The sequence below is a fragment of the Acidimicrobiales bacterium genome (genome assembly GCA_035316325.1).
Taxonomy (GTDB): Bacteria; Actinomycetota; Acidimicrobiia; order Acidimicrobiales; family VFJN01; genus DASXTK01.
Window position 1 is genome coordinate 18,642 of sequence record DATHJB010000070.1, and the last position, 13,243, is coordinate 31,884.

Sequence of the window (13,243 nt, forward strand, 5' to 3'; positions counted from 1 at the left end):
CCGTCAGACGGGCGCCATCACCGAGAACACCGAGCCGTCGACGTCGTTGACCACCGCGATGCGGCCCACGTTCGGCAGGTCGAACGGCTCGACCGACACGGTGCCGCCGAGCTCGACGACCTGCGCCGCCGCGGCGTCGGCGTCGGCCACGGCGATGTACACCATCCAGTGGGCCGGGATCTCCTCGGGCCACTGCTCGTTCATCTGCACCATGCCGGCGACCTTCGTGTCGTTCCCCGGCAGGGAGAACTCGGTGTAGGTGGACGTGTCGTCGGCGAAGGGGTGGGTCTCGCCCTCCCAGCCGAAGAGCGCGCCGTAGAACGCCTTGGCCTGCTCGACGTCGCGGACGCCCAGCTCGCTCCAGCGGAGGCTGCCGGGCTCCCCCGTCACGTCGGCGCCGGTGTGGTCGGCCGGCTGCCAGACGCCGAACACCGCGCCCTCGGGGTCGGCGAGCAGCGCCATCCGGCCGGCGTCGGTGAGGGTCAGCGGCGACGGCACCGTCCGCGGCTCGGTGAGCACCTTCGCCCCGTGCTCGGCGGCCAGGGCGGCGGTCTTCTCCACATCGGCCACCGTGATGTAGGTGGTCCACCCGGGCTGCTCGCCGGGGCCGATGCCGGCGACGTCGTGGCCGTCGAGCTGGAAGATCGCGTATCCGCCCGTCACCTCGGTCGGACCCTGCGAGACTGCCTCCCAACCGAAGAGCCCGCGGTAGAACGTTGCCGCCTTCGCCGTGTCGTGGCACATGACATCGACCCAGGAGGGGACGCCCGGATCGTAGGTGCGGAGACGTGCCATGCCAGGCTCCTCAGGGGGCGCGGTAGGAGGTATTCCGATAGGGAACATAGCACCCGGTCACGGGCGCAAGGGCTTGTCGAGGTCAGGCTGCGAGCCCCTGCAACAGGTGGTGATCGACGAACCGCCGCACCGCCCTGTGATCGTCGGGATCGACCTCGACCTCGGGAGCGACCGCGAAGGACAACAGCATCCGCGCCAGCCACTCAGCGGCCACGCGGCCGTCGAGATCGGCGCGCACCTCGCCCCGGGCCTTGGCAGCGTCGAGCCGCTGGGCCCAGAACTCCATCCAGCGCGGCGCCATCGACGAGGTGTCGCGCACCAGCACCAGCGCCAGCGGCGTGTCACGACGGGCCGACACCGGGGCGCCCCCACTCTCCGCGTCGACGTCACGCGCGCGGTTCGCGACCAGGGTGATCGCCTCCGCGAACTGTCCGGAGAGGGTCCGGCGGCGGTCGACCCGGGCCGCGGCCGAGGCGAGGAACTGGTCGACGGTGCGGGCAAGAACCGCCGTGACCAGCGCATCCCGGTCGCCGAAGTGGCGGTACACGGAGCCCCGGGACAACCCCGCCTCGCTGGCGACATCGCCCATCGAGACGGCAGATCCGTAGCGGTTCATGCAACGCTCGGCAGCTTCGAGGATGCGATCTGGCGTTTCGCGCATCGGATCGGCGTTCGATCGGCATGCAATTCATGCACGATGGAACGATTGAACATAATGTATCACCTTGTTCACACAAAGGGAAGAGGTCTCGCCACATGGAGTGGTATCGGGAGCGGTTTGCGGATAAGACCGTGCTCGTCACCGGAGCGTCGTCGGGCATCGGCAAGGCCGCGGCTGAGCGCCTGCTCGAGGAGGGAGCCACCGTCGTCGCCGCCGACGTGAGCGTTCCGCCCGACGTCGACGAGACGCTCCAGCTCCCCCGGGACCGCTACCTCTTCGTGCAGACCGACGTCCGCGAGGAGGACGCCGCCGTCGAGGCCGTGTCCGCCGCGGTCGAGGTGGGCGGGCGGCTCGACGGCGTCGTCCACGCCGCCGGGGTCGCCGGTGGCGGCGTCATGCACCTGCTCGACCGGCAGGAGTGGGAGCGGGTGATCGCCATCAACCTCACCGGCACCTTCGTGGTGGCCAAGGCGGCCCTGGCCCAGATGCTGAGCCAGGACCGCATCGACGGCGAGCGCGGCGCCATCTGTGCCGTCGCCAGCGTGTCGGCCCTGGAGGCGGCGTCGGGCGGCGGGCCCTTCGGCGCCGCGACCAGCGGGATCGTGGCCCTGTGCCGCACCCTCGCGGTCGAGTACGGGCGGATGGGCATCCGCAGCAACGCCGTGTGCCCGGGGGTGATCAACAGCCCCATGTCCGAGGCCGCGTTCTCGGCGCCGGGCCTGCGCGACACCGGCACCAGCTACCGCGAGGCCCACGCCCTCCAGCGCTTCGGCGAGCCCGAGGAGGTCGCCGCGGCGGCGCTGTTCCTCATCTCCCCCGACGCCTCGTTCGTGTCGGGCGCGGCGCTGACGGTCGACGGCGGCTACACGGCCGGCCGCGACCACGGCATCACGTCGCTGCTCGAGATCGGCGACGCCGACCCGACCCCGGGGTAGCCCCACCGATTTCGGCATGGTGCCTGACCATGCGCAAAGATCAGGCTCTCATGCAGTCGAATCAACCCGTGGAACCTGAGGTCGTCGACCTCGACGTCCTTGCCGGCTGGATGGACGAGCGGGGCCTGCCGCCCGGCCCGATCGAGCACGTCGAGGCGCTGGGCGGCGGCACGCAGAACGTGCTGCTCCGGTTCACCCGGGGCGGCGAGTCCTACGTGCTGCGCCGCGGGCCCAAGCACCTGCGCAAGGCCAGCAACGAGGTCATGCGGCGTGAGCAGCGGGTGCTCGCCGCGCTCGCCGTCAGCGACGTCCCCCACCCCCGGTTCGTCGCCGGCTGCACCGACGAGACCCTGATGAACGGCGCCGTCTTCTACCTGATGGAGCCCATCGACGGCTTCAACGCCACCGTCGGCCTCCCCCCGCTCCACGCCGGCGACCCGGAGATCCGCCACGAGATGGGCCTCCAGACCGCCGACGCCGCCGCCCGCCTGGGAGCGGTCGACCACGTGGCCGTCGGCCTCGCCGACTTCGGCAAGCCCGAGGGCTTCCTCGAGCGCCAGGTCCCCCGCTGGCAGGGCGAGCTCGAGTCGTACGGCCAGATCGAGGGCTACCCAGGGCCGGAGATCCCCGGCCTCGACGAGGTCGCCGCCTGGCTCGACGCCAACCGGCCCACCACCTGGCAGCCGGGGATCATGCACGGCGACTACCACCTGGCCAACGTGATGTTCGCCCCCGACGGGCCCCGCCTCGCCGCCATCGTCGACTGGGAGATGTGCACCATCGGCGACCCGCTGCTCGACCTCGGCTGGCTGCTCGCCACCTGGCCCCAGCCCCTCGGCGACGACGACGCCATGGCCTCGGTCGTCACCGGGGCGATCGGCGGCAGCACCGGCCTGCCCACCCGCGACGAGCTGGTCGCCCGCTACGCCGAGCGCTCGACCCGCGACGTCTCGGCCATCACCTGGTACACGGTGCTGGCCTGCTTCAAGCTCGGCATCGTCCTCGAGGGCACCCACGCCCGCGCCTGCGGCGGCAAGGCCCCCAAGCCGACCGGCGACCTGCTGCACGCCATCACCCTCGGGCTGTTCGCCCGGGCCCGTTCACTCATCGGAGTTGCGTCATGAGCATCGACTTCACCCTCACGCCCGAGCTCGAGGCCATCCGCCTGCGGGTCCGGGAGTTCATCGACGACGTGGTCAAGCCCGGCGAGGAGAAGATCGGCGGGCTCGACCGGGTCGAGTCCCGGATGGACTACATCCAGACGCTCTTCGCCATGCGGGGCGAGGCCCAGAAGGCCGGCCTGTGGCTCCCGCACATGCCGAAGGAGTGGGGCGGCATGGGGCTCGGACACGTCGAGCTGGCGATGGTCCAGGCCGAGGCGGCCAAGTCGAGCTTCGGGCCGTTCGTGCTCAACTGCATGGCGCCCGACGAGGGCAACATGCACACGCTGCTCCACTGGGCCACCGACGAGCAGAAGGAGAAGTACCTCCGGCCGCTGTGCGAGGGCAAGGCGATGAGCTGCTTCGCCATGACCGAGCCCGAGGTGGCCGGCTCCGACCCGACGCTCATCCGCACGAACGCCTACCAGGACGGCGACGAGTGGGTGATCAACGGGCACAAGTGGTTCATCTCCAACGCCCACCGCGCCCAGTTCGCCATCCTCCTGGCGCGCACCGAGGACGATCCCGACCTGCCGCAGGCGGCCAACACGGCGTTCATCGTCGACATCCCGTCCGACGGCTGGACCGAGGTGCGCCAGATCGAGACCATGCACGGCTCGACCGGCCACTCCGAGATCCTCATCGAGGACCTGCGGGTGCCCGACTCGGCCATGCTCGGCGGCCGCGGCCAGGGCCACATGCTGGGCCAGTACCGCCTGGGGCCGGCCCGGCTGGCGCATTGCATGCGCTGGATAGCCCAGGCCGAGATGGCGCTCGACATGATGGTCGACCGGTCGCTCAACCGCTTCGCCCACGGCTCGCTGCTGGCCGAGAAGCAGGGCATCCAGTGGATGATCGCCGACTCCACCATGGAGCTGTACCAGGCGAAGCTCATGGTGCTGCACGCCGCCTACCGGATCGACGGCGGCCTCGACTTCAAGTCCGAGGTGTCGATGGCCAAGCACTTCGTGGCCAACGCCCTGGGCCGGATCATCGACCGGTCGATCCAGGTGCACGGCGCCCTCGGCTACTCGACCGACACTCCCCTGGCGTCGATGTACCAGCACGCCCGCTGGGCCCGCTTCGCCGACGGGGCGGACGAGGTGCACCAGATGCGCATCGCCCAGCGGACCATCGCCGCCTACAAGGACCACGGGTCGACCCGGACCGCCACCGGCGACCTCCCGGTGTGACCCGAAATTGCGTGGCTCGGGGTCGTAGGAGGGCCACCTGCCACGCAGTTTCGGTCAGAAGTCGTAGGTCACGCCGGTGAGGCGTTCGGAGAGCTGCCACAGGCCCGCTGCAGCTGCCTCGTCGCGGGCGCGGGCCGTGGTCGGGGCGATGCGGGGCGAGCCCTTCATCTCCTGGAAGCCGTCGGGGCCGTAGTAGTCGCCGCCCTTCACGTCGGGCATCGTGGCCGCGTACAGCTGGGGCCAGGCCCCGGCGGCGTCGCTCTGGGAGAACAGCCGGTTGCCGATCGCCACGGCCATCCCCCACACGCGAGCGCCGTCGCGGTCGGTGAGGTGGGTCCGGGAGTAGCCGGGGTGGGCCCCGGCCGAGAGCAGGTCGAGCCCGGCGTCGGTGGCCCGGCGGTCGAGCTCGTAGGCGAACAGCAGGTTGGCGAGCTTCGACTGCGAGTAGGCCCGCCACTTGCCGTAGCGCCGCTCGCCCTGCAGGTCGTCCCAGTCCATGCGACCGACCTTGTGGCCGTTCGACGACGTGGTGACCACCCGCGGCGCCTCGGCCTTGCGCAGCACCGGCAGCAGCAGCCCCGTGAGGGCGAAGTGGCCCAGGTGGTTGGTGCCGAACTGCATCTCGAAGCCGTCGGTCGTCGTGGCCCGCGGGATCGCCATCACCCCGGCGTTGTTGAGCAGCACGTCGAGCCGGTCGACGGAGACCGCCACCTCGTCGGCGGCCTTGCGCACCGAGGCCAGGTCCGACAGGTCGAGGCGGACGACGGTCGGCTCCGGCCCCGTCGCCACCGCGGCGACGTCACGCCGGGCGATCTCCGCCTTGGCCTCGTTGCGGCATGCCATCAGCACGTGCGCCCCCTTGGCGGCGAAGGCCTCGGCGCTGCGCACCCCCAACCCGCTGTTGGCCCCGGTGACCAGCACCGTGCGGCCCGACTGGTCGGGCATGTCGTCCAGGCTCCATCGTCCCATCACGGCAAAGTAGCGTCACCTGGCATGAGCGTGATCGGGCGGGCGCATTCGGGGTTGGTGTTCGGACGACGGGTGCAGGTGCTCGCCCGGGAGATCGCCGAGCTGCTGCCGGAGGCCGAGGCGCCGCCGACGCGGGTGCTCGACGTGGGCTGCGGCGACGGCTCGATCGCCCGGGCCGTGATGGACATCCGGCCCGACGTGGAGATCGTCGGCATCGACGTGCTGGTGCGACCCGAGACGCACATCCCGGTCACCGAGTTCGACGGCGTGCGCATCCCCTACGACGACGACAGCTTCGACGCCGTCATGTTCGTCGACGTGCTCCACCACACCGACGACGCCACCGTGTTGCTGCGCGAGGCCGCCCGGGTGGCGGCCGGCCACGTCGTCCTCAAGGACCACCTGGCCGACGGGTTCCTGGCCCGACCCACGCTGCGGCTCATGGACTGGGTCGGCAACGCCCACCACGGCGTCGTCCTGCCCTACAACTACTGGCGCCGCTCCCGTTGGGACCAGGCGTTCGCCGAGGTGGGCCTCAGCGTCAAGGCGTGGCAGACAGGTCTGGGGCTCTATCCGCCGCCGGCGACGTGGCTGTTCGATCGGCGCCTGCACGTCGTGACCCGGCTGGCAGTAGGCCCCGCCGCGACGTGAGGAAGCGGGTCACCACTCCGAAGCTGGCGACGGTGCCCCCCAGGATGATCAGCGACTGCGACAGCGCGGCCAGGCCGTAGCCCCGTCCCGTCGGCGCCTCGTTGCCGCCGAGCCAGCGCACCAACAGCACGACGTTGAGGGCGAACCCGGCGAGCGCCATGGCGACGCCGGTGGCGAGGGCCCGGACAGGGAGGTCGGGTCGGCCGACCCAGGCGAAGCGGCGTTGGGCGCCGGGCACCGCGATCGTCGAGTGGTGGGCCAGCACGGCGCCGGCGAGCACGGCCTGCAGGCCGACGACCAGGGCAATGCCGGAGAAGAACACCGGCTGCCAGCGCAACGAGCCCACGTCGACGCCCTCCGGGAACGCGAAGCTGCCCCCCAGCAGCAGGGCACCAAGTGCGCAGACGGCAGCGCCCGGACCGACGAGCAGCAGGTCGGGGGCCATGAGCAGGATCAGCTGCAGGTGCCGCCAGCCGTCGCGGAACGTCGACAGCTTCGACTCCCCCACCCGGGGGCCGTAGCCGGTCTCGACCTCGGTGATCCGCAGCCCGCCCCGGGCGGCGCGGATGAGCATCTCGCTGGCCAGCTCCATCCCCGTCGACTGCAGCTCCAACGCCTGGACGGCGTCGCGACGGAAGGCCCGGTAGCCGGACTGGCTGTCCTTCACGACCCGACGCCCGCAGGCCCGGGCGGTGAGGAACGTGATCGCCGGGGTGCCCACGAAGCGGTGCAGGAACGGCATGGTCTCCCGCGTCGCCGAGCCCAGCCGGGAGCCGAGCACCAGGTCGGCCTCCCCCGCCTCGATCGGCGCCAGGAGCTCCGGGATCTTGGCGAAGTCGTAGGTCAGATCGGCGTCGGCCATGATCACCACGTCGCCGTTCGCCGCCGCGAACCCGGCCCGGAGCGCAGAGCCGTAGCCCCGCCGCGTCTCGTGCACGATCCGGGCCCCGGCATCGGCCGCGAGCTGCGGCGAACCGTCGGAGGAGCCGTTGTCGACCACCACGACCTCGCCGTCGACACCTGCCGCCGCCAGGCCCTCGAGCGCCGCGGCGACGCACCGACCGACCGACTCGGCCTCGTCGAGGCACGGCAACACCACCGATACCGATCCGATCGCCTTGGCCCCCATGCCGCCCCCAGTACGGATTCCCAGGTCCCCATGCCTGGCCGGCGCCCACGTTACTCGCAGTGTCCTGATGGCGACGGTCGGATGCCGCTACAGTCTCGTCCGCTGTTGCCGGGGACTGAGGTGGACTGGAGCTTCCTCCAGGTGAGACAGGTGCGAAGGTGGCTGGGGAGCCGCGACCGTGAGGACTGGGCGTTGGCGGCCGTCGTGCTGGCTGCCGGCCTGTTCCGCGTCGTGTACGTGGTGGTGCAATCGGGGGACTTCGTCGGTGGCGACGGCGACGGCTACTACATCTCGGCGCTGGCCCTGGTCGACGGCCACGGCTTCGTGTCGGGGTTCATGCTCCCCTTCACCCTGGACCCGAGCGTCTCGGCGTCCGCCGACCACCCGCCCGCCTGGACCACCCTCCTCGCGGGGCCGGCGCTGCTCGGCTTCCAGAACAAGGTCTACTTCCAGGTCTTCGCCGCGCTGATCGGCACCGCGACGGTCGCCGCGGTCGGCCTCACCGGCCGCCGCATCGCCGGCCGCCGCGTCGGGTTGATCGCCGCGGCGATCGCGGCCGTCTACCCGAACCTCTGGATGTACGAGCGCCTGCTCCAGTGCGAGACCCTCGCCATCCTGCTGGGGACCCTGTGCATCTACACGGCCTACGGGTTCTGGCAGCGCCCCAGCCTGCGGGGCGCGGCCGCGATGGGGCTGTTCATCGGCCTGCTCACCATGACGCGGCCCGAGTCGGGGCTGCTGCTGGGCCTGCTGGCGCTGCCGGCGATCGCGCTGCAGCGCACGGTGCCGCTGGCCAGCCGGCTGCGCTGGTTCGCCGTCGCCGTCGGGGTGGTGGTGCTGCAGATCCTCCCGTGGGCCGCCTACAACACGGCGCGCTTCGACGAACCGGTGATCCTCACCACGAACCTGGGCCAGACGCTGGTCGCCGCCAACTGCGACCCCGCCTACTACGACGAGCGGTTCCTCGGCTTCTGGAGCTTCGAGTGCCTCGGCGACGCCACCGGCGAGGTCGCCGACGAGGGCGACGCGTCGAGCCGTGACGTCGCCCTGCAGGAGATGGCCTTCGACTACATGAGCGAGCACCGGGGGCGGCTGCCGGTCGTGATCCTGGCCCGCGAGGGCCGCACCTGGGGCTTCTACCAGCCGTCCTTCCAGCTGAAGTTCGACTCCCTCGGCGGGCCGACCACCACCGTCTCGCGCCCGGGCCTGTACATGTACTGGGGCCTGAGCCTGCTGGCGATCGCGGGGGCGGTGGTGCTGCGACAGCGCAAGGTGCCGTTGTTCCCGCAGCTCGCCTTCGTGGCGCTGGTGGCGATCGCCGCCGGCATGTCGATCGGGCAGACCCGCTACCGGGCCCTGGCGGAGGTGGCGCTGGTGCTGCTGGCGGCGGTGGCGCTGGACGCGGCGCTGCAGGAGATCCGCCGACGCCGCCATCGCGAGGGACACGGTGGCGACGACGGGGACACGGACACCGCCGAAGCCGACGTGGCGCCGGCCGCCGCAGAGCGAGGAGTCGAATCGGCCGCAGCCGGGGAAGCCCTGGCGAAGGCATAAATTGCGGGCGCAACTATCGTTGGGTTGAGGAGCTTCCGAGCGAAGCGTCCGGCCCAGCACCAGGAGACGCGCAATGCCCGCAGTCACCGTCGACGACATCCTCACCCTCCCCTCCATCGCCGAGCCCGACCCCGCCGTAGCGGTCGACCGGCCCGTCGTGTCGGTGACCACCGCCCCCTCCGGCCTCGAGGGCGAGGGCTTCCCGGTGCGGCGCGCGTTCGCCGGCGTGGAGCTGGCCAAGCTGGACCCCTTCATCCACCTCGACCAGATGGGCGAGGTGGAGTACGCGCCGGGCGAGCCCAAGGGCACGCCCTGGCACCCGCACCGGGGCTTCGAGACCGTCACCTACATGATCGACGGCGCCTTCCGCCACCAGGACTCCACCGGCGGCGGCGGCCTCATCACCAACGGCGACACCCAGTGGATGACCGCCGGGTCGGGGCTCCTCCACATCGAGGCGCCACCCGAGGAGCTGGTGGTCAGCGGCGGTCTGTTCCACGGCCTGCAGCTGTGGGTGAACCTGCCCGCCGCCAGGAAGTGGACGCCCCCCGCCTACCAGGACATCCGGGCGGAGGGTGTCCGGCTGGCGGCCTCACCCGACGGAGGCGCCCTCGTGCGGGTGATCGCCGGCGAGATCGGTGGCCAGGCCGGCCCCGGCGTCACCCAGACGCCGATCGCCATGGCCCACGCCACCCTGACGGCCGGCGCCCGGCTGCGCCTCCCCTGGGACCCGACGTTCAACGCCCTGGTCTACGTCCTCTCCGGGGCCGGCACCGTCGGCGCCGAGCAGCGTCCCGTCCAGAGCGGCCAGCTCGCCGTATTCGGCCCCGGCGACGCGATCACCGTCGCCGCCGCGGCGAACCCGCCCGAGAGCCGGACGCCCGACCTCGACGTCGTCTTCCTCGGCGGCACCCCGATCCGGGAGCCGGTGGCCCACTACGGCCCGTTCGTGATGAACACCCGGGCCGAGCTCCAGCAGGCCTTCGACGACTTCCAGGCCGGCCGGATGGGCCAGATCCCGGGCTGACCTCCGAAATTGCGTGTCTCGTGGCCCTCCAGCGACCACGAGACACGCAGTTTGCGCGACCTTGACAACGCATGACTCAGGTTTGGTGCGTTGGGGAATGCCCGATCCCCTTCTAGCGTTCCCTTTCACCAGTAGGAACCATCCGCTGAGGAGCGCACAACATGCCCGAGTCGGCAGAACACGTCGAGATCACCGCCCTACCGCTCATGCCGCTGCAGAGCGGCGTCGCGCTCCCCGGCATGGTGCTCACCATCGCAGCGGAGACGCCCGAGGCCCGGGCTGCGGCAGCCGCCGCCGACCGGGTCGGTGCCCAGCTCCTGCTGGTGCCCCGCACCGCCGACGGGCGCTACGCCCGCATCGGCACCATCGCCACCATCGAAGACCGGGGCAAGCTCCCCGGTGGAACCCAGGCCCTCGTCGTGCGCGCCACGGCACGGGCCACGGTCGGCCAGGGAATCGTCGGCGACACCGCCGCACTCTGGGTCCAGGCCGAGCCGGTCGAGGAGATCCCCCTCTCCCTCGACCAGGCTCGTGAGCTCACCACCGAGCTTCGGGCCGCGCTGCGTGCGCTGTTCGAGTCGCTCGGCGGCCCTCGCCTGGCCGAGATGCTGCGCGGCGCCGACGACCCTGGCTCCCTCGCCGACCTCGCCGGTTGGTGGCCCGACCTGAGCTTCGAGAGCAAGGTCGAGCTGCTGGAGACCGTCGACGTCCGGGCCCGTGTCGAGCTGGTGCTGGGCTGGGTCAAGGACGCCCTGGCCGAGCTGGAGCTGAGCGAGCGCATCCGCAAGGACGTGACCGACGGCATGGAGAAGACCCAGCGCGAGTTCCTGCTGCGCCAGCAGATGCAGGCCATCCGCAAGGAGCTGGGTGAGGACGACGACGAGTCGGAGCTGGTCGACGGCTATCGCAGCCGGCTGGCCGAGCTGCGCGAGCAGAGCGCCGTCACCGAGGCGTCCGCCGAGGCGATCGAGCGTGAGCTGGGTCGCTTCGAGCGCACCCCGGCGCAGAACATCGAGCACGGCTGGATCCGTGACTGGCTCGACACGGTCCTCGGCATCCCGTGGACCGAGCGCAGCGACGACAACCTCGACGTCACCGATGCCCGCGTCATCCTCGACGAGGACCACACCGGCCTCGACGAGGTGAAGGAGCGGATCGTCGAGTTCCTGGCCGTCCGCAAGCTGCGGGCCGAGCGCGCCGCCGAGGACGGCGAGGCCGCCGTCACCGAGGAACTGGTCACCCGCGGCCGCCGGCCGGGCGCCATCATCGCCCTGGTGGGGCCTCCGGGCGTCGGCAAGACCTCGCTCGGCGCCTCGGTCGCCCGGGCCCTGGGCCGCAAGTTCGTGCGCCTCTCCCTGGGCGGCGTGCGCGACGAGGCCGAGATCCGCGGCCACCGCCGCACCTACGTGGGTGCCCAGCCCGGGCGCCTGGTGCGGGCCATCCGCGAGGCCGGGACCATGAACCCGGTCGTGCTGCTCGACGAGGTCGACAAGCTCGGCGCCGACTGGCGGGGCGACCCCTCGTCGGCCCTGCTCGAGGTGCTCGACCCCGCCCAGAACCACACCTTCCGCGACCACTACCTGGAGGTCGAGCTCGACCTGTCCGACGTGGTGTTCATCGCCACGGCCAACGTGCTCGACTCGATCCCCGGTCCCCTGCTGGACCGGCTCGAGATCATCGGGCTCGACGGCTACACCGAGGACGAGAAGGTCGCCATCGCCCGCGATCACCTGCTGTCCCGCCAGCTCGGCCAGAACGGGCTGCGCGACGGCGAGGTCACGATCAGCTCGGGTGCGCTGCACGAGCTCGTCGCCGGCTACACCCGTGAGGCCGGGGTCCGCTCGCTCGAGCGTCAGCTCGGCAAGCTGCTCCGAAAGGCGGCGACGAAGGTGGCGGCGGGTGCTGCGACACCCATCGCCGTCGACGTCGACGACGTGCCCGAGCTGCTGGGCCGGCGCCGCTTCCACGACGAGACGGCCGGTCGGGTCGCCTCGCCGGGCGTGGCGACGGGCCTGGCCGTGACCGGTGTGGGCGGCGACGTGCTGTTCGTCGAGGCCACGTCGATGCCCGGCGAGTCGGGGCTGACCGTCACCGGCCAGCTCGGCGACGTCATGAAGGAGTCGGCGCAGATCGCCCTGTCCTACGTCCGCTCGCGGGCGGAGGCGCTGGGCATCGATCCCGCCGCCCTGGAGGGACGCCGCTTCCACGTGCACTTCCCCGCCGGGGCGGTGCCCAAGGACGGCCCGTCGGCCGGCATCACCATGACCACCGCGCTGGTGAGCCTGCTCAGCGGCCGCAAGGTGAAGCCGACGGTCGGCATGACCGGCGAGATCACCCTGCAGGGCCACGTGCTGCCCATCGGTGGCGTCAAGCAGAAGGTGCTGGCAGCGCATCGTGCGGGCCTCACCGACGTGATGCTGCCGGCCAGGAACGAGGCCGACCTGGAGGACGTGCCCGACACCGTGCGGGAGGCCATCACCTTCCACCCGGTCGACGACGTGTCCGACGTGCTGGCCTTCGCCCTCCAGGCAGCGTAACGGTCCTTGCTTATATAAGTCACTGCTGATAAGACTGGCGGCATGGATTCAGAGTTCGACATCGCCGCCACCATCGGTGCCGTCACCCGCCGGGTGATCGACCGGGACCACGAGGGCAAGCCCGCCCGCCTCGCGGTCCTGGAGCGCACCTACCCCGCCCCCGTGGACGACGTGTGGGATGCGCTCACCGACCCCGAGCGCATCCCACGCTGGTTCATGCCCATCTCGGGCGACCTGCAGCTCGGCGGCCGCTACCAGCTGGAGGGCAACGCCGGCGGGGAGATCCTCGCCTGCAAGCCGCCCCGGCACGTGGCCGTCACCTGGGAGTTCGGCGGGGCCGTCACCTGGGTCGACGTCCACCTTGAGCCGGCCGACGACGGCGAGACCCGCCTCCGTCTGGAGCACCTCGCCCACATCGACCCCGATGACCCGCACATGAAGATGTTCGGCACCGGCGCGATCGGCATCGGCTGGGACCTGACGCTGCTGGGCCTCGACTGGTACATCGCCAACCCCGAACAGCCGAAGGCCGACGAGGCCGAGCTGCTGGCGACCCCGGAGGGCAGGGACTTCATGCGCCGCAGCGGCGAGGCCTGGACGGAGGCCGACATCGCCGCCGGCGTCCCCGAGGA

Annotated in this window: 12 protein-coding genes; 8 read left to right on the forward strand and 4 right to left on the reverse strand. The window is 71.6% G+C overall.

Annotation, left to right across the window (positions count from 1 at the left end):
- Positions 1–3 precede the first annotated feature (3 nt).
- Together VK611_09765 and VK611_09770 are read right to left on the reverse strand one after the other, a co-directional pair.
- A complete protein-coding gene (locus VK611_09765) occupies positions 4–795 on the reverse strand; it encodes a VOC family protein (protein HMG41606.1) in 792 nt (263 codons plus the stop codon).
- A gap of 82 nt (positions 796–877) precedes the next feature.
- The gene (locus VK611_09770) at positions 878–1,456 is read right to left on the reverse strand and encodes a helix-turn-helix domain-containing protein (protein ID HMG41607.1); all 579 of its coding nucleotides are present in this window, start codon (positions 1,454–1,456) and stop codon (positions 878–880) included.
- 95 nt (positions 1,457–1,551) lie between these two features.
- Here VK611_09770 and VK611_09775 point away from each other — a divergent pair, with 95 nt between their 5' ends.
- From VK611_09775 to VK611_09785, 3 genes are all read left to right on the forward strand, one after another.
- A complete protein-coding gene (locus VK611_09775) occupies positions 1,552–2,391 on the forward strand; it encodes an SDR family oxidoreductase (protein HMG41608.1) in 840 nt (279 codons plus the stop codon).
- Positions 2,392–2,459: 68 nt separating this feature from the next.
- Positions 2,460–3,515, forward strand: a complete 1,056-nt coding sequence (locus VK611_09780; GenBank protein ID HMG41609.1) for a phosphotransferase family protein — start codon at positions 2,460–2,462, stop codon at positions 3,513–3,515.
- Positions 3,512–4,744, forward strand: a complete 1,233-nt coding sequence (locus VK611_09785) for an acyl-CoA dehydrogenase family protein (protein ID HMG41610.1) — start codon at positions 3,512–3,514, stop codon at positions 4,742–4,744. The genes VK611_09780 and VK611_09785 overlap by 4 nt, the downstream gene beginning before the upstream one ends.
- Positions 4,745–4,798: 54 nt before the next feature.
- Here VK611_09785 and VK611_09790 read toward each other — a convergent pair whose 3' ends face one another.
- A complete protein-coding gene (locus VK611_09790) occupies positions 4,799–5,713 on the reverse strand; it encodes an oxidoreductase (protein HMG41611.1) in 915 nt (304 codons plus the stop codon).
- 24 nt (positions 5,714–5,737) lie between these two features.
- Between VK611_09790 and VK611_09795 the strand changes: the two genes are divergently transcribed.
- A complete protein-coding gene (locus tag VK611_09795) occupies positions 5,738–6,364 on the forward strand; it encodes a class I SAM-dependent methyltransferase (GenBank protein ID HMG41612.1) in 627 nt (208 codons plus the stop codon).
- Here the strand turns inward: VK611_09795 and VK611_09800 are convergent.
- Positions 6,255–7,493 (reverse strand): glycosyltransferase family 2 protein, encoded by a 1,239-nt coding sequence (locus VK611_09800; protein ID HMG41613.1) that lies wholly within the window; start codon positions 7,491–7,493, stop codon positions 6,255–6,257. The two genes, VK611_09795 and VK611_09800, sit on opposite strands and share 110 nt — an antisense overlap.
- Positions 7,494–7,643: 150 nt before the next feature.
- On the opposite strand from VK611_09800, the gene VK611_09805 reads away from it, so the two are divergent.
- From VK611_09805 to VK611_09820, 4 genes are all read left to right on the forward strand, one after another.
- Positions 7,644–9,047: a glycosyltransferase family 39 protein gene (locus VK611_09805; protein ID HMG41614.1), complete on the forward strand. Its 1,404-nt coding sequence runs from the start codon at positions 7,644–7,646 to the stop codon at positions 9,045–9,047.
- Positions 9,048–9,120: 73 nt separating this feature from the next.
- Complete coding sequence (locus VK611_09810; protein HMG41615.1) at positions 9,121–10,074, forward strand: pirin family protein; 954 nt, start codon at positions 9,121–9,123, stop codon at positions 10,072–10,074.
- Between the two features lie 161 nt (positions 10,075–10,235).
- Positions 10,236–12,611: an endopeptidase La gene (gene lon, locus VK611_09815; protein HMG41616.1), complete on the forward strand. Its 2,376-nt coding sequence runs from the start codon at positions 10,236–10,238 to the stop codon at positions 12,609–12,611.
- Positions 12,612–12,653: 42 nt separating this feature from the next.
- Positions 12,654–13,243, forward strand: a 590-nt coding sequence (locus VK611_09820; GenBank protein ID HMG41617.1) for an SRPBCC family protein, incomplete at its 3' end; no start/stop codon positions are given.

What these genes read in the sequence shown, in the direction of transcription:
- VK611_09765 (HMG41606.1), bottom strand. Translation starts at nt 795, where the DNA reads ATGGCACGTCTCCGCACCTACGATCCGGGCGTCCCCTCCTGGGTCGAT.
- VK611_09770 (HMG41607.1), bottom strand. Translation starts at nt 1,456, where the DNA reads ATGCGCGAAACGCCAGATCGCATCCTCGAAGCTGCCGAGCGTTGCATG.
- VK611_09775 (HMG41608.1), top strand. Translation starts at nt 1,552, where the DNA reads ATGGAGTGGTATCGGGAGCGGTTTGCGGATAAGACCGTGCTCGTCACC.
- VK611_09785 (HMG41610.1), top strand. Translation starts at nt 3,512, where the DNA reads ATGAGCATCGACTTCACCCTCACGCCCGAGCTCGAGGCCATCCGCCTG.
- VK611_09790 (HMG41611.1), bottom strand. Translation starts at nt 5,713, where the DNA reads ATGGGACGATGGAGCCTGGACGACATGCCCGACCAGTCGGGCCGCACG.
- VK611_09795 (HMG41612.1), top strand. Translation starts at nt 5,738, where the DNA reads ATGAGCGTGATCGGGCGGGCGCATTCGGGGTTGGTGTTCGGACGACGG.
- VK611_09800 (HMG41613.1), bottom strand. Translation starts at nt 7,493, where the DNA reads ATGGGGGCCAAGGCGATCGGATCGGTATCGGTGGTGTTGCCGTGCCTC.
- VK611_09810 (HMG41615.1), top strand. Translation starts at nt 9,121, where the DNA reads ATGCCCGCAGTCACCGTCGACGACATCCTCACCCTCCCCTCCATCGCC.
- lon (HMG41616.1), top strand. Translation starts at nt 10,236, where the DNA reads ATGCCCGAGTCGGCAGAACACGTCGAGATCACCGCCCTACCGCTCATG.